Here is a 21,003-nt window from a genome sequence, read left to right on the forward strand (position 1 = left end):
GCTTTTATTTAAGCGGAAGGCACATCCATATTCTGCGGAATAGCCACAACGCGGCCAGACTTTACGCATAAGGCTATTTTCCCTTCGCACAAAGCCTGCGCTGTTTCACCAAACACCTTGCGTCGCCACCCGGCCAACACGGCATGAGGCTGAGAAGGATCTAACGCCAAGGCATCCAGATCATCAGCAGAGGCCACCAAACGCGGGGCAACATCGTGCTTTTCACAGCAAGATGTTAAAAGCACCTTCAACAATGCCACCAACGATGCAGAAGGCCGTGGCGTATCTTTGCTTTTGCCACGCGGAGAACGCGGCAGCTCCGAGTCTGGCAAAGCCTGTGCCTGCTTGATAGCTTGCAACAAGGCGTGCCCTGTACGCCCTTCTGCCAACCCGCGAGAAACACCCCGAACACGGGTTAAAGCTTCGGGAGTTGAAGGAGTCGTTGCAGCAATTTCCAGCAGACTCTCATCTTTCACAAGCCGTTGGCGCGGAACATTTACCCGTTGCGCTTCCCGCTCACGCAAAGCTGCAATGGCACGCAAAACAGCAAGCATACGCCGGTTATTGGTGCGGGCGCGTAAACGCTCCCACTGTTTTTCAGGATCGGGACGAAATGTGGCTGGATCTTCCAGCTCGGCCATTTCTGCCGCAACCCAATCCAAACGCTGTTCCTGCTCCAGTTTTTTAACAAGCCGTTCATAAACCAAGCGCAGCCACGTTACATCGCCTGCAGCATATGTAAGCTGAGCAGGAGACAGGGGGCGTACAGACCAATCTGTAAAACGGTGGCTTTTATCAATCATATGCCCAGTAAGAGAGCCAACCAGACTGTCATACCCAACCTGATCTCCAAACCCGGCCACCATTGCCGCCACTTGCGTATCAAAAAGCGGAGTCGGTAAGGCATCAAACAGATGCAGAAAAATTTCCAGATCCTGCCGGGCAGCATGAAACACCTTGAGCACCGCTGTATCTGCAAAAAGATTTTTCAGCGGGGTAAGGTCAATACCTTCAGCCAGCGCATCTATCAACACGATATCATGAGTTGCGCCAATCTGAACCAGGCAGAGTTCCGGCCAGTATGTCTGCTCCCGCATAAACTCCGTATCAACCGTTACGAAGCTTTCATTATGGAAAGGTGCAAGAGCCGCCTCTAACTCCTGAGTAGAGGAAATAAGACGCGCGGGAGGAAATGCAGGTGTTGCTGATCTGGCCATGTTTTTCTTCATACATCCAGACCGTTAGAAAAAGAAGTGACCAAACGTTACACGTGAAACTTGACGAAAGAGCCGACTCACGGAACATCTGCAAAAAACCACATGTGCAGGAGCACAAAATGAACCCACCAGACGATGGCCGCAACCAGCTAACCCAACTTGGCAAACAAGTTGCTGCCCCACAAAGTCCAGAAGAAGCCATTCTGGAACGTGTGCCAGCTCCTTATCCAGACAAACACTATCTGGTGCGATTCACTGCACCAGAATTCACTTCGCTTTGCCCCATTACCGGCCAGCCTGATTTTGCACACATTGTGATTGATTATGTGCCGGATCAATGGATTGTAGAAAGCAAATCACTCAAACTATACCTGACCAGCTTTCGTAACCATGGTGCTTTCCATGAAGCCTGCTCAATCCAGATTGCGAATACCCTTGTTGAAAGGTTAGCACCACGCTGGCTGAGAATAGGTGCCTACTGGTACCCCCGCGGCGGTATTCCCATTGATGTATTCTGGCAAACGGGTGAACCACCCGCTGGTGTATGGGTACCTGCACAAGATGTACCTACTTATCGAGGCCGCGGCTAAAAGGCATAAAAAAAGCCACCATATAGGTGGCTTTTTTTTATGATACTTGCACCAACCTCAGTTAGCTGGAGAGCCGGCTTCGATTTCAGCACGTACGGCCTGAATCTGATCCTGCAGAACGCTAAGGCGGGTTGTATCCGTCTTATCTGCCTGATCCCAAGCTTCAGACAATGCTTCTAGCTGAGCTGTTGCATTATCGATAGAAATTTCGCTTACCGGCACAGCCTTATCAGCCAATACGGTACAACGTGTTGGGGTAATGTCTGCAAAGCCACCGCCAACAAAGTAGCGATCCTTCACCGTATCCCCGTCATACAGGGCAACAATACCACCACGCAGAAGAAGCATCATGGGTGCCCGTTCTGGCATGGCGGCAATATCACCTTCCATGCCAGGCAGGACAGCCATATCTACTTCACGCGACACCAGAACCTTTTCAGGACTGATTATCTCAATCTGGATCGGCATGAATGCGCTCCTTCCCGAAGCCGGCTGTTAGGCCGACTCCCTCAGTTTTTCGGCCTTGGCAATAACATCTTCAATAGAACCCACCATGTAGAAGGCGGCTTCTGGCAGATCGTCATATTCGCCAGCACAGATGGCTTTAAAGGAACGTACGGTATCAGCCACGGAAACCAGCTTACCCGGCGCACCCGTAAACACTTCTGCCACATGGAACGGCTGAGACAGGAAGCGCTGAATACGACGGGCACGTGCCACAATCAGTTTATCGTCTTCAGACAGTTCATCCATACCCAGAATGGCGATGATGTCCTGCAAAGATTTGTAGGTCTGCAGAATACGCTGCACTTCACAGGCCACATCATAATGTTCCTGACCAACAATCTGCGGGTCCAGAGCACGTGATGTAGAATCCAGCGGATCCACTGCTGGGTAAATACCCATTTCTGCAATTGAACGGTTAAGAACCGTGGTTGCGTCCAAGTGGGCAAAGGTCGCGGCCGGAGCAGGGTCAGTCAAGTCATCCGCTGGCACGTACACGGCCTGCACAGATGTAATAGAGCCCTTTTTGGTGGACGTAATACGTTCCTGCAGGGCGCCCATTTCTGTAGCCAGCGTAGGCTGATAACCCACAGCAGAAGGAATACGGCCCAGCAGAGCGGACACTTCCGAACCAGCCTGTGTGAAGCGGAAGATGTTATCAACGAAGAACAGAACGTCCTGATTTTCTTCGTCACGGAAGTATTCAGCCAGTGTCAGACCGGTAAGAGCAACACGGGCACGGGCACCCGGCGGTTCGTTCATCTGCCCGAATACAAGCGCCACTTTGGAGCCTTCGGTAGAACCGTTTTCACCCAGCTTGATAACGCCAGCATCCTGCATTTCGTAATACAGGTCGTTCCCTTCACGGGTACGTTCACCAACACCAGCAAACACGGACACACCACCATGCGCCTTTGCGATGTTATTGATCAGTTCCTGAATAATAACGGTTTTGCCCACACCGGCACCACCGAACAGGCCAATCTTACCACCTTTAAGGTAAGGGCAGAGCAGATCAACAACCTTAATACCGGTCATCAGAATTTCTGATGCGGCAGCCTGATCTTCGAAAGAAGGTGCCTGACGGTGAATAGGCGCACGACGAGAGGTCGGGATAGGACCTTTTTCGTCAATCGGCTCACCAATAACGTTTAGGATACGGCCAAGTGTTTCTGGGCCAACTGGCACAGTAATCTGTGCGCCTGTATCAGCCACTTCTGCACCACGGACCAAACCGTCTGTGCTGTCCATGGCAATGCAGCGCACTTCGTGCTCACCAATTTCCTGAGCAACTTCCAGCACCAGTGTCTGATCACCCAGCTTGACGTGCAAGGCATTCAGAATTTTAGGCAGTTCACCTTCGAACTGTACGTCAACAACCGGGCCCTTAATCTCGGTAATGCGGCCAACTGCATTGGTCTTCGTGGCCGCAGGGGCCTGGGTCTGGGTTGTGGTATCCGACATGGGTCAGCTCCTGCGGGGCAAACGAGCGGGCTCAGACAGCCTGTGCGCCCGAAATGATTTCGATCAATTCGTTAGTAATGTTTGTCTGGCGGGTTCTGTTATAAACCTTGCTCAGACTATCAATGGAACGGCCAGCATTACGCGTAGCGTTATCCATTGCCGTCATACGGGCACCGTTCTCGCCCGCTGCGGTTTCAAGCAGCGAAGCATAAATTTGAACCTGCAGATTACGCGGCAGCAGCATTTCCAGCAGCGTTGCTTCATCTGGTTCAAATTCATACAGAGCCACATCATTAGATGCCGCAGCAGGTTTTTCTTCTGCCTCATCCATAACCATGGGCACCAGCTGCTGACATGTCGGTACCTGTGTCATCGCGTTTTTAAACTTGTTGAACACTAGGGTACAAACATCAATTTCTCCTGCTTCCAGCAGGGTGTTGATTTTTTCACCCAGATTGCTAGCAGCAGAAAAAGGTACTTCCTTACCGCTGACACCGATAACCTTATCAATGATAAGATCAGCATAATCACGCGAGAAGAAGTTAAATGCACGACGGCCAACAGGGAGCAGTTTAACCGTTTTACCTTCAGACTGAAGGCGACGAATTGTCTGCACTGTTAAGCGATGTACATTGGAATTAAAACCGCCACAAAGCCCACGATCACTGGTCAGAGGCACTAACAAATGCACCTTATCCTGACCTGTGCCTGCCAAAAGGCGTGGACCACCGTCCTCACCTTTTGTAGCGGCAGCAAGCTCACCTAGCATACGGCGCATGGCCGCTGCATAGGGAGCTGCGGCTTCCGCACTGGCCTGAGCCCGCCGCAGCTTAGCAGCCGCCACCATTTTCATGGCGCTCGTGATCTTCCGTGTCGATTTGATACTTCCGATACGCGCGCGGAGTTCCTTCAGGGAAGCCATTGGACGATTCTACCCTCTTAGCCGGCAAAGTTGCGGTTGAAGGTTGTCAGGTATTCTGTCAGGCGCGCTTCCAGATCTTTGGAAATGGCCTTTTCCTTTTTAATGGTATCCAGAATATCTTTACCTGCGCTACGCACATCGTTCAGCAGCGCACGCTCCCAACCCACAACCTTATCGACAGCAATACCATCAACAAAACCACGGGTGCCGGCAAAGAGCACAACAACCTGTTCTTCAACAGTAAGCGGAGAAGACTGACTCTGCTTCAGCAACTCAACCAGACGGGCACCACGTGCCAGCATCTTCTGAGTTGCCGGATCAAGATCAGATGCAAACTGAGAGAACGCAGCCATTTCACGATACTGCGCCAGTTCTAGCTTAATCTTACCCGCAACCTGCTTCATGGCCTTGATCTGTGCAGCAGAACCCACACGAGACACTGAGCCACCCACATTTACCGCAGGACGAATGCCGCGATAGAACAGGTCGGTTTCAAGGAAGATCTGACCATCTGTAATGGAAATAACATTTGTCGGAATATAGGCAGAAACGTCACCAGCCTGCGTTTCAATAACAGGCAGAGCCGTAAGAGAACCAGCGCCATATTCGTCAGACATCTTCGCAGCGCGTTCCAGCAAACGGGAATGCAGGAAGAACACGTCACCCGGATAAGCTTCACGGCCTGGCGGACGACGCAGCAGCAGGGACATCTGACGATAAGCCACAGCCTGCTTGGAAAGGTCATCGTAGCAGATCAGGGCATGCATACCGTTGTCACGGAAGTATTCACCCATTGCGCAAGCAACATAAGGCGCCAGATACTGCAACGGAGCCGGGTCAGATGCAGTGGCCGCAACGACGATGGAATATTTCATCGCGCCTTTTTCTTCCAGCAGACGCACAAGCTGCGCAACTGTGGAACGCTTCTGGCCGATGGCAACGTAAATGCAGTACAGTGACTTTTTATCGTCACCTTCATCATTCACTGTTTTCTGGGCAAGAATAGTGTCTGTCAGAATGGTGGTTTTACCAGTCTGACGGTCACCAATCACCAGTTCACGCTGACCGCGACCAACTGGCACGAGGGCATCAATAGCCTTAATACCGGTCTGCATAGGTTCATGCACGGACTGACGCGGCATAATGCCCGGCGCTTTTACTTCGGCGCGGCGCAACTCAACGTCCGTCAGTGGGCCTTTGCCGTCGATCGGGTTACCCAGACCATCAACAACACGGCCAAGAAGTCCCTTACCGACAGGGACGCTCACCACCATACCGGAACGTGTGACCGTGTCACCTTCACGGATGTTGGTGTCATCACCAAAAATAACGATACCGACGTTATCGCTTTCCAGGTTCAGGGCCATGCCCTTCTGACCGGCGGTCGGAAAGTCCACCAGTTCGCCTGACATTACATTCTGCAGGCCGAACACACGGGCAATACCGTCTCCAACAGACAGAATCGTGCCGGTTTCGACAACATCAGATTCCTTGTCGAACGAGGCAATCTGCTGCTTGAGGATATCCGAAATCTCTGCGGGACGGATTTCCATCACGCGGCTCCCTTCATGGCGTAATGCAAACGAAACAGGCGAGTCTTAAGGCTGGCGTCATAAAGCTTTGCCCCCACCCGCACGACCAAACCGCCGAGGAGGGAGGAATCGACACGCTCGCGAATATTAATACGGGAGTATCCGGCTTCTGCCAGCCGTGCCTGCACTTGGGCACGCTGCTCAGGCGTAAGCGGATAAGCGCTGGCAACTTCTGCCACCACTTCACCCCGGCGGGAAACAGCCAACGCATCAAGCGCAGCCAGAATCCGGCGCAAAACAGGCAGGCGGCGGTTATCAGCCACAACGCCTACAAAATTACGAAGAGTCTGCCCGAACCCCTGCGCCTCAAGCACAGCCAAAACGGCTTTGCGAGATACAAGGACATCAAGACGCCTGTCTTCCAGGACTGTGCGCAAAGGCGCACTTTCATCAATCAGGCGCGCAAGTGCGGCACCTTCATCAAGCACTGCATCCAACTGGCGCTGTTCGGCTGCAAGATCATAAAGCGCCGTTGCATAACGGCCTTCAAGACCATTGGAAGCAAAAGCAACCGGTTGTGCTGTCGTTACGCCCGAGGCCACCACTCTTTTGGTTCTTTCCTTCTGTGCGCGCCGGCATTCCACACTAACAAACTCTGACGGTGCCGCAGCTTATCCGTTAAAGGCCTTACAGCACGCAACCATCGGCGCGGCCTCTAGCATGCTCATCAGCCCCACGCAACATCCCTGACGCGCCATTTTTATTTCCGCACCTGTTTACACCACCAAAAGCGTGCAAAAACAGGCTATAAACCACCACAAACCACGAAACACAAAAAGACGCCAGACACGTAATAAAAAACTCACCCTCAACATCTACGAGATGCCACGGCGAGAATTTTTGAACTGCCAAATTTTTGGGAAATGTAAGATGGAGCGGACAGAGGGAATCGAACCCTCCTCAGTAGCTTGGAAGGCTACTGCATTACCACTATGCTATGCCCGCATATTTCTTGTGTTTTTGCCACTAACCCCAAAGACAACATTTTGCAAGTTTGAAGAGAAAATTTTTGATCACACGCTAAAAAAGAGCGGGCACTTGTTGTTTCCCTCTTGACTTTAAGCCCACAACATATTTTCTTCCGCCACCTGCAAAGGCTGCTGTTAAGTGGCTGGTCAGGCTGGCGGTTATCCGTTATAGCTTTGATCCAGCTACGGCAGACAGGCTGTAGGGGTGTAGCTCAATTGGCTAGAGCGCCGGTCTCCAAAACCGGAGGTTGTGGGTTCGAGACCCTCCACCCCTGCCAGGTTTAAGATTGCAGGTTCTGCGCCGTAGTTCCGCCTCGTTTTTCTAAGTTTCAACGCGGAAATCCTGTGTGGAATGTGTGGTGTATTCAGGACTGCCACCGGAAAAATATCCGGTTTCCGTGCAGTGTAGAAAGGGTGGTTCGTGTCGTTCAGTCCCGGTAAGTTCCTGCATGATGTGCGTGCCGAGGCGGAACGGGTCACATGGCCCACCCGCCGTGCTACCTTGGTTACCACGGGCGCCGTTCTGGCCATGGCAGGCATGGCATCCATTTTCTTCTTTTTTGTTGACCAGCTGATCGGTCTCGGTGTGCGTCAACTTTTCGGGCTGGGAGGCTAACGACATGGCCAAGCGCTGGTATGTGGTTCACGTCTATTCGGGCTTCGAAAAGAAAATTGCCCAGCACATTCGCGAAGAAGCGGAACAGAAGGGCCTGAGCGACCATATTGATGAAATTCTGGTGCCTTCCGAGGAAGTCATTGAAGTGCGTCGTGGCCAGAAGGTGAATACTGAACGCAAGTTCTTCCCCGGCTATGTGCTCGTCAAAATGGAAATGACTGACGAAACGTGGCACTTGGTAAAAGACACGCCAAAGGTTACGGGCTTTCTGGGAACCAGAAATCGCCCTACCCCTATTTCTGCGGCTGAAGCTGAACGCATTATCAAGCAGACAGAAGAAGGTGTGCAGCATCCTCGTTCTGCCGTATCGTTTGAAGTGGGTGAGCAGATTCGTGTGGCAGATGGTCCGTTCACATCCTTCAATGGTGTAATTGAGGAAGTGGACGAAGAAAAAGGCCGCTTGAAAGTAAGTGTCTCCATTTTTGGGCGCTCCACACCAGTGGATCTGGAATACAATCAGGTGGAAAAGCTGTAAAATCAGCTTTCCCATTTGCAAGAACTCAAGGCGGCCTTGGTGCCGCCTTTTTTATTGTCTTAACCCAGACCTGCTGTTTTGCACCCTTCCCCTCTGCATAAAAAACCGCTGTAATCTTGCCCTTGGCCTCACAATTCATGGAGTTATCATGCCATCTGCTTCCACGCCCCAACTGCGAGGAATGGCCCTTCTTAATAATGCGCACCTGAACAAGGGCACGGCGTTTACCGAGGAAGAGCGCCGCCTTTATGGGCTGGAAGGACTGTTACCCACACAAGTTGAAAACCTAGACAGACAGGTAGAGCGTATCCACCGCCATCTTGAGGCCAAACCCAGCAATCTGGAACGCTACATCTATCTGAGTGGCCTGCGCGACCAGAACGAAACCCTGTTTTACAAGGTTTTAATGTCTAACCCGGCCCGATTCGTACCAATTGTGTACGCACCCACGCTGGCCGCCGTATGCCAACAGTTCAGCCATATCTATCGCCGTCCGCGCGGCATGTATATCAGCTTGGATATGCGTGGCCGCATTAAAGACGTGCTGCGCAACTGGCCTATGGAAAATGTTCGTTTTATGTGCGTGACCACAGGTGGCCGTATTCTGGGGCTTGGAGATATTGGCGTAAACGGCATGGGTATCCCCATTGGTAAGCTGGATCTGTATACGGCTTGCGGTGCAGTACCTCCCGATTCGCTTTTGCCTGTGCAGCTTGATATTGGTACCACAAACAGCGCCCTAAGAGCCGATCCTCTGTATCTGGGCCTACGGCGTGAACCACCGCCGATAGAAGAGCTGGATTCTTTTGTGGAAGAATTCATTCAGGCCGTGCAGGAAGTTTTCCCGCAAAGCTGTATCCATTTTGAGGATTGGAAGGGCACAGATGCCCTACGCTACCTCAAAAAATATCATGATCGTGTGCTGTGCTATAATGATGATATTCAGGGCACAGCTGCCGTTACGCTGGCTGGCCTGATTACAGCCCTGAAAATCAAGAACGAATCGCTGGCCCAACAACGCTTCTTGTTCTTGGGAGCGGGTTCCTCTGGCATCGGCACTGCCGATATGCTGGTTTCCGCCTTGAAACAGGAAGGGCTATCTGAACAGGAAGCCATTGACCGCATTACATTGATGGATGTGAACGGTCTTTTAGAAACATCCCGCTCTGATCTGCTGCCTGAGCAGGAACGTTTTGCCAAAAATCTTCCGCCATCACGTGATCTGCTGGGCACGATCAAAACTGTTAAACCCACAGTGCTGATTGGTGTTTCCACTGCTGGCGGTTCTTTCACCCAAGAGGTGGTGGAAGAAATGAGCAAACTGAATGAACGCCCCATTATTTTCCCGCTTTCTCTGCCACAGAAAAATGGGGAATGCACGGCTGAGCAAGCCTATGAATGGTCTAAAGGCCGCGCACTTTTTGCAGCAGGCCTACAGTATCCGGAAGTGACGTATAATGATCGTACGTTCTATCCGGGCCAGGCTAATAATTTCTACATCTTTCCGGCTTTAGGGCTGGCCGTATATGCTACGCGCCCCAAGCTGATTACAGATGAAATGGTGATTGAAGCCGCACAGGCTCTGGCAGATCAGGTAGATCCGGCAGCGCGTGAACGGGGCCGTTTGTTCCCGCCACAAAGCGATATTCTGGAAGTGTCCATCACCTCCGCCACACGTATTGCGGAGTTTATTTTTGATAAAGATGCCGCAACCGTTGAACGCCCCACAGACATTCGGGCGTGGATTGAAAATCTGACTTACAAGCCACGCTATACAGACTGACCACGAACAATGGCTGAAGGAACAACCGTCCTTCAGCCATTTTCCATTTCTACAGGTTAGTTTTGCGTAGCAAATCCAAACACACGGGCATAAAAAGCCAACTCTTCCGCAAAAGCGGCACGAATAGTCGCCTCCTTACGGAAGCCATGCCCTTCTCCTTCAAATTCTCGTAAAGTTACCGGAGTGCCTGCTGCTTTTAAGGCATCCGCCATAGAATAGGCCTGTTCTGGCGGCACCACTTTATCGTCCATACCCTGCAACAGCAGCACCGGTGCACGAATCTGATCGGCAACGGAGATTGGAGAGCGCTGTAGATAAAGTGCCTCAGCTTCTGGCCACGGGCCAATCAGACCATCTAGGTAGCGTGCTTCAAATTTATGTGTTTCCTGCGCCAAGGCTCGCAGATCGGTTACGCCATACAGACTCACACCTGCTGCAAATATATCTGAAACAGCCAACGCTACCAGTACGGTCATGCCCCCTGCACTGGAACCACGAATAGCTATGCGATTCGGATCTACTCGCCCCGATTCCACAACGGCACGGCAAGCAGACAGACAATCTGCCACATCCACCACACCCCACTGGCCTTTCAGACGATTCCGCCATGCGCGCCCGAATCCGGTAGAGCCACCATAATTCACATCTAACACAGCAAAGCCGCGAGACGTCCACCACTGGATTTTAAAAGATAGTCCTTCCTGCGCCCGAGCTGTGGGGCCTCCGTGCACCTGCACAACCATGGGGGGTAACTCATCCTTTGGCACAGATGCATGCTGGTTGGTAGGAGGGTAAAAGAAGGCATGGCCACATAGGCCATTTTCTCCGTCCACCGAAAAACGAATCGATTCGGGAATGGAAATATCTGCCGCATCCAGCCGTTCTGTTGATGAACGCTGCAAAATAATCTCTGCCCCATTCTCTGGCATACCCACCACAACAGAAGGCAGCGCATCTGGCGGCGCTTGCAACCAGGCAAAACGACCATCTGCCAAGGGAACGGGGCATTGATCCGGTTTGGCATGGAAGATGCGGTAATCAGAGGCTCGATCCGGTTTTATCCAGCATGTTGCCTGCCCCTGCGTAACTGCCAAAATCAGACAGCCCTCATTTTTAAGCAGTTGATAACTACTCTGCCCAAATACCCATGCAGGCTGCCCTATCTCGCCTTCTGGGGCATGATAGCGGGATAAAGTTGGGTTGTTTTCCTGCCAATGGACGTTCCATATAGTCCAGCTTCCTGAACGATCAGACAGAACCAATAATCGCCCATCAGATGCCCATCGCGGCTCTATAAGCGATTCGCTTGTTTGTTCACCTGCCAACACACGGGCATCTGCAATGCCGCAGATTTCGCCTGAAGCATTTCGCTGAACACGGGCAAGACACAGGCGCGTAGCATCCCACGGCATGTTGGGGTGATCCCACTCAACCCACGTCACCCATTTCCCATCTAGTGAAAAAGCCGGGGCCGCATAAAAATCTGCTCCAGCTTTAAGCACGACACCGGCTTTGTTGCCCTGCACGTGTAACGCCACCAGTGCCGTTTTGGCTTCTCCCGCTTTTTGGTGATCTTCCCGCACGGCCAGCACTGCTTCAGAATTCACATCAAACCGCAGATCTGCAAACCGAAGCCCTGCCTCTCCGGCCATAAAAACCGCTTCGGTTTCTGATTCCCTACGCAGCCACACATTTCCTGTGCGTTTATCAGAATAGGCAATGCTCCCGCTTTTAACTGCATAAGCTCCGCCACCATACTCGTGCACGCGGGTTGCTACATCTGTATCTGGCGCCAGTGCCTCAGAGGCCCCTTCTGCCTGAGTCCACCGCATCAGCACAGAGCGACCTGCCTCTGCAGGGCGCCGTTCCAGCCAGAAAACTGTATTTTCTACGGCCCGAACCTCGGAAAAGGACAGTGTCTTTCCTGCCACCAGATCCGGCGTAACAGGAGAAGGCCATGTGCCACACGGCATTGGCTGTACAGAAGAAGAAAAAGGAGGTGTGTTATTCATGCAGATATTTTTACCATTCCGACTGTTGCATCCAGAAAAACATGCGCCCAGACACTGCACGTGTTAAGCAGTCCGACATACACTCTTACGCAGAATGCTTGACATAACAGAACCTGAACGGTTTCTGCCGTGAGCAGTCTCGTGCTCTGTCTAAATTGGATGTTCTGTTCTGTTACACTCTTTGCACAATTTCTTTTCGGTAGATTACCTAAGCAGCCTTTTCGCCCATTACGGTTATGGGGTGGTAGGGGTTGTGGTAATGCTAGAAAGCATGGGCTTTCCGCTGCCAGCAGAAAGCCTGCTTATTACCGGAGCGCTGTTTTGTGCCACAACGCACAAACTGCATATTGAGGGCGTAGCACTGGCCGGAGTGCTGGGCGCCATTATGGGCGACAATTTTGGCTATCTGATTGGCCATCTTGTTGGGCTAAGAGTGTTACAAAAATACGGGCCTAAAATTGGCCTCACATCTCAGCGCCTTTTGCTAGGGCGCTACGTTTTTCTTAAACATGGCGGCCCGGTTGTATTTTTTGGGCGGTTTATTGCCGTGCTACGTATGTTTGTGGCCCTGTTGGCTGGGGCGAACCATATGCCGTGGCATACGTTTCTGCTCCATAACGCACTTGGTGGCATATTCTGGGCGGGAGGCTACACGCTTATTGCCTATCTGCTGGGCAATGAGATCCTCCGGCTTTCCGGCCCTCTGGCTATCGCCTTTGGAGCGGTGGCCTGTATTGTGATTGGGTCTTTGTTCATATTCATCAAGCGCAATGAAAAACGTCTGACGGAGGAAGCCATGAAAGCAGCCGAGCAGGATGAACGCCTGAAAGTTCTTCCCTCATGACAGGGCGCAGAGCATGGCGCGTTAACCACAGCCAGCCTGACCTAAAAGGGCAGGTTGCTCTTGTAACCGGTGGCAATAGTGGGCTGGGGTTTCAGGTTGCTTTGGGGCTCGCGCATAGGGGCGCACGTTTATTGTTGCCTGTAAGGCATGCAGAGCGTGGGCGTGAGGCCATATCCCGCATCAAAGCGGAATGTCCAAATGCACAGATTATCCCATTGTCTCTGGATCTTTCTTCGCTCCAGTCTGTCGCAGAATGTGCAGCCGCTGTTACAAAATATACGGATAGGCTGAACCTGCTGGTCAACAATGCGGGCGTTATGGCCCCAACACGCCGTAGGGAAACCAAAAACGGGTTTGAGCTTCAGTTTGGAGTGAATCATTTAGGACATTTTGCCCTGACAGCCCATTTGCGACATTTGTTGGAAAGTGCTCCGGGCGGAGGTGTTGTTGTAAGTGTTGCCAGTTTGGCAGCCTGCAAAGGCCACATTCGCTTTGATGATCTGCAATCCCGTTATCGCTACAGCCCTTTTGGGGCATATCAGCAAAGCAAGCTGGCCAACCTACTTTTTGCCATGGAATTGGCACGCCGAGCAGGTGAGCAAGGGTGGAATGTGCATGCACGCGCAGCACATCCTGGCTGGGCCAGCACATCCATTATTGCTAATGGGCAAGCGGCTAGTCTGCCCGCCCCTCTCGGTCGTATTGAACAATTTCTGGGCAGCATCGTTCTGCGCGCTATGGGGCAATCCGCTGCGCATGGGGCTGAGCCTATTTTGTACGCAGCACTGTCCCCCACCGCGCGAGATGGGGATTATTACGGCCCACAAGGATATCAGGAAAGACGCGGCCCACCCGGCCCGGCCCATATTCCTCCCACTGCGCGCAAAGGCAGCACAGCCGCACGCCTATGGGATGTTTCTGAAAGGCTGACCGGCACAAGCTGGTAATATCTTACAAAAAGGGTGGTGTCTCATGAAACCAGACACCACCCTTTTTGTATTCAAAATCGGGTCGAACGGCGTGTGCGGCTCTGCTGCCGTAATACGCTTTCAATCCAATCATTCAGCCTGCGCGTGGTATCCTCCGCTTCTTCCCGATCTGGGTAGATTTCGGGGAAGCGTAGCGCCAACCAACGCCATGCCACCAAACGCTTGTGCCGTTTTTCGGCCCGTTCCAGCTCTTCACGCCCTGCCCGCTCACTTGGGGGTAAACGGCCTGTGCCCGGTGGCAATACGCGCCGCCCCGCCGCATGATCTGCCGCCCAACCCACCAAACGGCGAATACCATTATCTCGGTCATCCACCGGGCACATGGCGTAAGACCAGCGCGTTGTCAGATCCAGCCCTTCTACCCCTTCCAGAGCAGATGCAATGGCAAAAGCCTGTTCCATATCTGACAAGCGATAATTCGGATCATCTTTACGCAACACGGCACGGTGAATCCGTGAGAGAACGCCATACAAGCTTTGAGAGCCAATTTCCGTTGCCACAGCTTTCACAATATCAGCATCGGGCTGTACATATGGTCTCAAATCATCGGGCTGTTCTGGGTCTGCTTCCAACTGCCGCCGAATAAAGGTTGGGCTGCCCGCACCAGCAAGAACCGTAACAACACCGGTTTCATGCTTGCCAAAACGGCCCGCACGCCCGCCAATCTGCTTCACTTCCTGCACGGTTAAATCTCGCGTCTGGCGGCCATCGTATTTTTTCAGGGCCGCAAATACCACACGCTTGATAGAAAGATTAAGCCCCATGCCAATGGCATCTGTGGCCACCAGAATATCGGCCTCTCCATCATTAAAACGCTGTGCTTCGGCACGCCGCACCTCTGGGCTTAACGCTCCATACACCACGGCCACACGTTTGCCGTGCTGAAGCAAGGCTGCGCGTAAATCCAGAACTTCACGGCGGGAAAATGCAATCAGCGCATCCCCTGCCCCCAGATCCGCCAATCGCACAGGGTGCGATGCCGCACGCAGCGGGCTTTTGCGCTCCAGAGAAATTTCATCCAGCGGATCACCGCACAGTTCGGCAATACGCCGCACCATGGGAATACAATCTGGTGCCCCCAATACATAGAGATGGCGCGCGGGTGCCCCCATAATGGCGGCTGTCCATGCTGCACCGCGGTCTGTATCAAACAGCATCTGGGCTTCATCAATAACAGCTACATCTACGGGGCTGTAAAACGGGCACATTTCTACGGTTGCAGCCAGATGCTTGCTGCCCGGCACCACAATCCGTTCTTCACCCGTGGAAAGAGACGCCTCAACACCTCTAGAAGCCAGCGCTTCACGAAATTCATGAGCCAACAATCGCAACGGGGCTAAGGCCAGACCACTTTCGGCCTGTGCCAATGCGTTCAAAGCCGTGTAGGATTTACCGCTATTGGTTGGCCCTGTAACAAGCGTAATCTGCCGGTTGAGCGCACGTGCTGTACGAAAATGCGCGGCATAGCGATCTAACGCCGCCACGCGGGCAATAACGGAATTGGCCACCTTGCGGCCCATATCCGGTGCCGTTTTGGAACCACCAATTTCTGCCCCACGGCCATTATCTTTCCGCCAATCTCCCACCTTACCACGCAAGGCGACCAAAGCAGCCGGATCAAACTCCCACCGTTCACGCCCGCCGGATTCGCGCACCTTTCTGGCAACCGGCAAACGGTTTTCTGCAATCCAGCGCAAAGCCTCACGTTGGGAGCAGCGCAGCAGGCGTGGCACTTCAGCAAACGGAACAAGACTTTCTTCCCATTCCCGCAACTGCGCTTCTTCCTTGTTGCGCTTTTGGCGGGCTGTCTGTTCTATTTTACTGGCGGCCTGCTGCCTGCGGGCTTCATCCCGCCGGGCCGTTTCAAGAAACGGGTCTCCCTCTGGCAGGCCAAATGCCACGGCAATAGCCATAAGCAGCAAATCTGTCTGATCTGGAGAGAGCACGCGCCCTGTATCCACCAGATCAGCCTGCACCGTTTCAAACACTGCTCTGGGTGTTGGTGCATACCCACGTAGGCGAGACTCGGCCACGGGCGCAAGCGCACGCTCTAGTGCCTTATCATCGGCCTGCGGGTCTGTAATACCAGAAACCGCTTCTTCTATTTCTTCCCGACTAATCCATATTCGCCCACTGCGACGTGTTTTATCCAGCAAGCGGGAAATCCAGCGCTTGCGCCGCACCTGGCACAAAACCTGCAGGTAGGTTTCATTCGGCACCTCATGAGCACCCGGCTCAAGATTGCGGGCAAGGCGACGAAGAACTTCGTGTTCTTCCTTGGCCTCTGGGGCAATGGTGGTGTGGGCTACAGCGCAGGCAAGAGCCTGACGGGCTGGAGAAGCAGAGCTGTCTGACGTCATGCCTTCTCTCTTGCGTCATCCTGCGGGCCGGAACAATGCCTTGGCGGCATACTTCATGCAAAATAAATCAAAAATCTGCCTTGCCCCCATGGCCTGATTTGGCCATTGTGACGCCCCCAACCCACCCAGCAGACAGAAGCGGCAGGCGGTTTTCAGCCAGTTACGTGTTGCGCGAACACGTTGTGTGATGAATTTACACTGGCATTAGACGCCTCACCCTTCTAAAAACGCCGCCAGCAAGAAATTCACGGTGCTTTTGTATCTACTACGCAAAAGCATATTGTTCTGATCTGCTACAAGCGGAGTACATAGCGGTCCATGTCTGAAACCATGCTTGAAAACGATATCCTGCCACGGATGTCCGCCTCTGAAGTGCCCAGCGGCCTGCTGCCTGTTGATGGACAGGAAGGCGTATGGCATCTCGCCCCGCCAACCAAAGAATACGGGCACCTTTACCCTGCCAAGGTTCTGACCGTTCATCACTGGACGGACCGCCTGTTCAGCTTCACCACCACCCGTGACCCCGGCCTGCGCTTTGAAAACGGCCAGTTTGCCATGATCGGGATTGAAGTAGACGGCAAGCCCCTGCTGCGTGCCTATTCCATTGCATCCCCCAATTATGCGGATGAAATGGAATTTCTTTCCATTGCTGTGCCCAACGGCCCGCTGACATCCCGCCTGCGCCACGTAAAGGTGGGTGATACGGTGCTGATCGGCCGCAAACCAACCGGCACATTGCTGCTAGATAACCTGCGCCCCGGCCGTAACCTGTATTTCCTTTCTACAGGCACAGGGCTGGCCCCGTTCATGAGCCTGATCAAGGATCCGGAATGCTACGAACGGTATGACCACGTTATTCTGACACACACTGTACGTCTGTCTGGTGAGCTGGCATATTCCAACCATATCCGCCACGAACTGCCACAGCACGAGTTCCTTGGAGAAGAAATCAAGGAAAAGCTGCTATATTACCCAGCCGTTACGCGTGAAGACTTTGCCGTAACAGAACGCATCACCAAGCTGATTGAATCGGGCAAGATCTTCAAGGATCTGAACATTCCTGAGCTTGACCCGGAACATGACCGCGTCATGATCTGCGGTTCTCCAGAAATGCTGGCTGATACAGAAGCCCTGCTGCGTGCGCGTGGGTTTGATGAAGGCAACATGTCCACCCCAGGTGCATACGTGGTGGAAAAAGCGTTTGCTGAAAGATAAGGCACACGTTTTTATGCCCAATACCGCCGCTTAAAACACATTATTAAAGGAGCGCTCCCCATGAGCTATGATTTTGATCTTCTGGTTATTGGGGCGGGCTCCGGCGGCGTACGGTGCGCGCGCATTGCAGCCAGCCACGGTGCGCGCGTTGCCATTGCAGAAAGCCGACATTGGGGCGGCACCTGTGTAAATTTGGGCTGCGTGCCCAAAAAGCTGATGGTGCAGGCCAGTGAATACGGCGATATGGTAGAGGACAGCCACGGTTTTGGCTGGACATCCACCCGCGGCACGCATGACTGGGGCAAGCTCATGGCCGCCAAGGATCGGGAAATTACCCGCCTGAACGGCATTTACGTCTCTATGCTGGAAAAAGCCGGTATTACGCTCTTAACCGGCCATGCCCGGTTTGTAGATGGACACACCATCTGCATTGAACCTTCTTCCCTTGCGCCGGACGAAGCCCCCCGCACTGTTACGGCAGAACGCATTGTTATTGCCACTGGCTCCACCCCCGTAAAACCTGATATCCCCGGCAAGGAACTGGCAATTACCTCTGATGAGGCTTTCCACCTGCCTCAGCGGCCAGAACGAGTGGTTATTATTGGCAGTGGATATATCGGGATTGAATTTGCTGGTATCTTTGCAGGCTTGGGTTCTCAGGTAGATCTGGTGTACAGGCGTGATTTGCCCTTGCGCTGTTTTGATGAAGAAATGCGCAGCGCCATGGCAGAAGCCATTGATGCACGCGGCATTACCCAGCACCGCCACACCTGCCCCACCGCCATTACCAAAGATGGCACAGACCTTGTGGTTACGCTGGATAATGGCCAGCACCTGCGCGCAGATTGCGTTTTTATGGCAACAGGCCGTCGGCCCAAAATTGATGCGCTGGGACTGGAAAATACAGCCATCACCACAGCAGATAATGGGCGCATCAAAGTTGATACCAATAGTGCAACAGCCCAGCCGGATGTTTACGCTATTGGCGATGTAACAGACCGCATCAACCTGACCCCCGTTGCCATTGCAGAAGGCCATCATCTGGCTGACCACCTGTTTGGCAAAGGCCCTGCCCGCCAATGGTGCTACGCCACAACCCCCAAAGCTGTTTTCTTTTCTCCCCCATTGGCAACCGTTGGGCTGACAGAGCAGGAAGCCGCCCGTAATGGCGCGGTGGACATTTATTTTACCCGCTTTACCCCCATGCGGCACACCCTGACCGGCCGCACACGTAAAACAGTTATGAAACTGGTTGTGGACCAAAAAAGCCAAAAGGTTGTGGGGGTGCATATTCTAGGGGATGACGCACCAGAAATGCTGCAAGGGGTAGCCATTGCTGTAACGGCCGAACTGACAAAAGCAGATTTTGACCGCACAATTGGTATTCACCCCACATCGGCTGAAGAGCTGGTGACCATGCGTACCCGCACGCGGGAAACCCCGAAAGCTGAAGGATAATTCCCTATGGCACCTTCTGCCCCTTTTATTGGCGACCAGCGCGGCCCTTTTGATCTGGCACTGAAGGGTGGCTCCGTTGTACTGCCTGATGGCACAGTGGAAACCACAGTTTACGTTAAAGGTGGCACCATTGCCGCCATTGGCGGACAAGCTGATGCCGCCCGCACCATAGACTGCACGGGCCTGACCATTCTGCCCGGCGTAATAGATACGCAGGTTCATTTCCGTGAACCCGGCGCCGAGGAAAATGAAAACCTCGAATCCGGCAGCCGTGCAGCCGTGCTGGGTGGGGTAACGGGCGTGTTTGAAATGCCCAACACAAAACCCACCACCTCTACGCCAGAAGCTGTGGCAGACAAGCTGGCCCGCGCAAAAGGCCGCATGTGGTGCGAACATGCCTTTTACGTAGGGGCCACGGTTGATAATGCCGACCAATGTGGTGAGCTTGAAAAATTGCCGGGCACTGCTGGCATTAAGGTGTTTATGGGCTCTTCCACCGGCAGCCTGCTGGTTTCAGAAGACAGTATGTTGGAACGTGTGCTGAAATCTGGACGCCGCCGCGTTGCAATTCATGCCGAAGATGAAACCCGCCTAAAAGAACGTATGGGAGAACGGGTTGAAGGCGACCCATCATCCCACCCTGTTTGGCGGGATGATGAAACAGCCCTACGGGCCACCACCCGTGTGCTGCATCTAGCACGCAAAACCGGGCGGCGTGTGCATGTGCTGCATATTACCACCCCGGCAGAACTGGCCCTGATTGCCCAGCACCGCGATGTAGCAAGCTGTGAACTCACCCCTCAGCATCTCACACTTGCGGGAGAAGACGCTTACGCCCGCCTTGGCACATTCGCGCAGATGAACCCACCTATCCGCTCCGGCGCACACCGTGACGGCCTGTGGTATTGGGTTTCTCAGGGCTTGCCAGATGTCATTGGGTCTGACCACGCTCCCCACAGCAAGGAAGCAAAGGCCCGTACCTATCCTGCTTCTCCCTCCGGCATGCCGGGCGTGCAAACACTTCTGCCTTTGATGCTCAACCACGTTGCGCACCACCGGCTGACACTGCGCCGCTTGGTAGATCTCACATCCGCAGGGCCACAGCGTTTGTTCGGTTTGGTGCGTAAAGGGCGCATTGCCGTTGGGTATGATGCAGACTTTACAATTGTGGATCTGAAAGCTCAGTGGACGATCAAGGAAGAATGGCTGGCTTCACGCTGCGGGTGGTCTCCTTTTACCGGCAACACCATTACAGGCCGCCCTGTTGGCACCATTATCCGTGGTCATCAGGTTATGTGGGAAGGCACTCTGGCAGACAAAGCCATTGGCGAGCCTTTCCGTTTTGATGCAACAGACAGGCCTGCTGGCTAGCCCTCCGGCACAGCTATTCAGCTCACAGCAAAAAACCCCTTCCACCGCATAAGTGGAAGGGGTTTTGTTTTTGTGGCACTCTACACTTTTAAAAATCAGGGGAAGCTGGATCGTTTATAGGGGTAACGGTCAACCATCATCCGCAGAGGTGCAAATTCCTTGTTGGAAAACGATCTGTAATGCACCTGTGAGCCATCCGGGTTTTCAACAAACACGGTGGAGTTCCAATCTGCGGCACTAATACCTGTCCAGAGCGTAAGCACCAAGGCTTCTTTACCCTGAGCATCGTTCAGCACCATGCGGGCATCGCCTGATGATGGCGGCGTGCGCGTTAACGGCCCCCAGCCACCTTTGTTATCCTTAAACCAGTCATTCACCGCCTTTACTTCATCCGGGCTTAAAGCGCGTGTGCGGTGCATGGGGCCAACATCCAAAGTACCACTTGCCACTTGCGGAAAGGAAACCGGCTTGAGGTTAGGCAGAGCCACTTTCCAGATCAGGGCTGCCGTACTGAGCGTAAAAATAAAAAAGCCAATAATAAAAGCCGTCTCTTTCCGCATTAT

17 protein-coding genes, 2 tRNA genes and 1 pseudogene are annotated in these 21,003 nt (G+C 53.2%); 10 read left to right on the plus strand and 10 right to left on the minus strand.

Features of this window, described 5'->3' with window-relative positions:
- Window positions 1-8 precede the first annotated feature (8 nt).
- Complete coding sequence (gene rnd, locus FKW19_RS05830) at window positions 9-1,217, minus strand: ribonuclease D (RefSeq protein WP_035353888.1); 1,209 nt, start codon at window positions 1,215-1,217, stop codon at window positions 9-11.
- Between the two features lie 119 nt (window positions 1,218-1,336).
- Here rnd and queF point away from each other — a divergent pair, with 119 nt between their 5' ends.
- On the plus strand, window positions 1,337-1,807 hold the full coding sequence (queF, locus tag FKW19_RS05835) for a preQ(1) synthase (protein ID WP_035353890.1): 471 nt from the start codon (window positions 1,337-1,339) through the stop codon (window positions 1,805-1,807).
- A 57-nt stretch (window positions 1,808-1,864) separates the two neighbouring features.
- Here the strand turns inward: queF and atpC are convergent, their stop codons facing one another.
- The 6 genes from atpC to FKW19_RS05870 all read right to left on the minus strand — a co-directional run bounded on the left by atpC (window position 1,865) and on the right by FKW19_RS05870 (window position 7,234).
- Entirely contained in the window at window positions 1,865-2,275 is a 411-nt protein-coding gene (atpC, locus tag FKW19_RS05840) for an ATP synthase F1 subunit epsilon (protein WP_006116704.1), read from the minus strand.
- 27 nt (window positions 2,276-2,302) lie between these two features.
- On the minus strand, window positions 2,303-3,775 hold the full coding sequence (gene atpD / locus FKW19_RS05845) for a F0F1 ATP synthase subunit beta (RefSeq protein WP_006116703.1): 1,473 nt from the start codon (window positions 3,773-3,775) through the stop codon (window positions 2,303-2,305).
- A gap of 31 nt (window positions 3,776-3,806) precedes the next feature.
- Complete coding sequence (locus tag FKW19_RS05850) at window positions 3,807-4,697, minus strand: F0F1 ATP synthase subunit gamma (protein ID WP_006116702.1); 891 nt, start codon at window positions 4,695-4,697, stop codon at window positions 3,807-3,809.
- 17 nt (window positions 4,698-4,714) lie between these two features.
- Window positions 4,715-6,250 carry a F0F1 ATP synthase subunit alpha gene (gene atpA / locus FKW19_RS05855; RefSeq protein ID WP_150150507.1) on the minus strand — a complete coding sequence of 512 codons (1,536 nt, stop codon included), beginning with the start codon at window positions 6,248-6,250 and terminating at the stop codon, window positions 4,715-4,717.
- Window positions 6,250-6,873 (minus strand): ATP synthase F1 subunit delta, encoded by a 624-nt coding sequence (atpH, locus tag FKW19_RS05860; RefSeq protein WP_006116700.1) that lies wholly within the window; start codon window positions 6,871-6,873, stop codon window positions 6,250-6,252. The genes atpA and atpH overlap by 1 nt, the downstream gene beginning before the upstream one ends.
- Window positions 6,874-7,160: 287 nt before the next feature.
- Window positions 7,161-7,234 (minus strand) — tRNA-Gly (locus FKW19_RS05870).
- 224 nt (window positions 7,235-7,458) lie between these two features.
- On the opposite strand from FKW19_RS05870, the gene FKW19_RS05875 reads away from it, so the two are divergent.
- The 4 genes from FKW19_RS05875 to FKW19_RS05890 all read left to right on the plus strand — a co-directional run bounded on the left by FKW19_RS05875 (window position 7,459) and on the right by FKW19_RS05890 (window position 10,191).
- Window positions 7,459-7,535, plus strand: a tRNA-Trp gene (locus FKW19_RS05875).
- 143 nt (window positions 7,536-7,678) lie between these two features.
- Window positions 7,679-7,873, plus strand: a complete 195-nt coding sequence (secE, locus tag FKW19_RS05880) for a preprotein translocase subunit SecE (protein ID WP_003629800.1) — start codon at window positions 7,679-7,681, stop codon at window positions 7,871-7,873.
- Window positions 7,874-7,877: 4 nt separating this feature from the next.
- Window positions 7,878-8,408 carry a transcription termination/antitermination protein NusG gene (gene nusG, locus FKW19_RS05885; RefSeq protein WP_003629802.1) on the plus strand — a complete coding sequence of 177 codons (531 nt, stop codon included), beginning with the start codon at window positions 7,878-7,880 and terminating at the stop codon, window positions 8,406-8,408.
- A 148-nt stretch (window positions 8,409-8,556) separates the two neighbouring features.
- Window positions 8,557-10,191 carry an NAD-dependent malic enzyme gene (locus tag FKW19_RS05890; RefSeq protein WP_063353292.1) on the plus strand — a complete coding sequence of 545 codons (1,635 nt, stop codon included), beginning with the start codon at window positions 8,557-8,559 and terminating at the stop codon, window positions 10,189-10,191.
- 56 nt (window positions 10,192-10,247) lie between these two features.
- Here FKW19_RS05890 and FKW19_RS05895 read toward each other — a convergent pair.
- Window positions 10,248-12,274: pseudogene (locus tag FKW19_RS05895) on the minus strand (prolyl oligopeptidase family serine peptidase).
- A 110-nt stretch (window positions 12,275-12,384) separates the two neighbouring features.
- Between FKW19_RS05895 and FKW19_RS05900 the strand changes: the two are divergent.
- Together FKW19_RS05900 and FKW19_RS05905 are read left to right on the plus strand one after the other, a co-directional pair.
- Window positions 12,385-13,047: a DedA family protein gene (locus tag FKW19_RS05900; protein ID WP_089178366.1), complete on the plus strand. Its 663-nt coding sequence runs from the start codon at window positions 12,385-12,387 to the stop codon at window positions 13,045-13,047.
- Complete coding sequence (locus FKW19_RS05905) at window positions 13,044-13,994, plus strand: SDR family oxidoreductase (RefSeq protein WP_089178365.1); 951 nt, start codon at window positions 13,044-13,046, stop codon at window positions 13,992-13,994. Before FKW19_RS05900 ends, FKW19_RS05905 begins: the two co-directional genes overlap by 4 nt.
- 53 nt (window positions 13,995-14,047) lie before the next feature.
- On the opposite strand, the gene FKW19_RS05910 is transcribed toward FKW19_RS05905, so the two are convergent.
- A complete protein-coding gene (locus FKW19_RS05910) occupies window positions 14,048-16,396 on the minus strand; it encodes a helicase-related protein (RefSeq protein ID WP_089178364.1) in 2,349 nt (782 codons plus the stop codon).
- 318 nt (window positions 16,397-16,714) lie between these two features.
- Here FKW19_RS05910 and FKW19_RS05920 point away from each other — a divergent pair, with 318 nt between their 5' ends.
- The 3 genes from FKW19_RS05920 to FKW19_RS05930 are packed head-to-tail and all read left to right on the plus strand — an operon-like array spanning window position 16,715 to window position 20,440.
- Window positions 16,715-17,611: a ferredoxin--NADP reductase gene (locus tag FKW19_RS05920; RefSeq protein WP_052013458.1), complete on the plus strand. Its 897-nt coding sequence runs from the start codon at window positions 16,715-16,717 to the stop codon at window positions 17,609-17,611.
- Between the two features lie 60 nt (window positions 17,612-17,671).
- Complete coding sequence (gene gorA / locus FKW19_RS05925; RefSeq protein WP_089178363.1) at window positions 17,672-19,069, plus strand: glutathione-disulfide reductase; 1,398 nt, start codon at window positions 17,672-17,674, stop codon at window positions 19,067-19,069.
- A gap of 6 nt (window positions 19,070-19,075) precedes the next feature.
- Window positions 19,076-20,440 carry a dihydroorotase gene (locus FKW19_RS05930; protein WP_006116690.1) on the plus strand — a complete coding sequence of 455 codons (1,365 nt, stop codon included), beginning with the start codon at window positions 19,076-19,078 and terminating at the stop codon, window positions 20,438-20,440.
- 95 nt (window positions 20,441-20,535) lie between these two features.
- Here FKW19_RS05930 and FKW19_RS05935 read toward each other — a convergent pair whose 3' ends face one another.
- The gene (locus FKW19_RS05935; protein ID WP_003629813.1) at window positions 20,536-21,000 is read right to left on the minus strand and encodes a hypothetical protein; all 465 of its coding nucleotides are present in this window, start codon (window positions 20,998-21,000) and stop codon (window positions 20,536-20,538) included.
- Between the last annotated feature and the right edge of the window lie 3 nt (window positions 21,001-21,003).

Source organism: Acetobacter sp. DmW_125128, assembly GCF_008704325.1.
Classification (GTDB): Bacteria; Pseudomonadota; Alphaproteobacteria; order Acetobacterales; family Acetobacteraceae; genus Acetobacter; species Acetobacter oryzifermentans.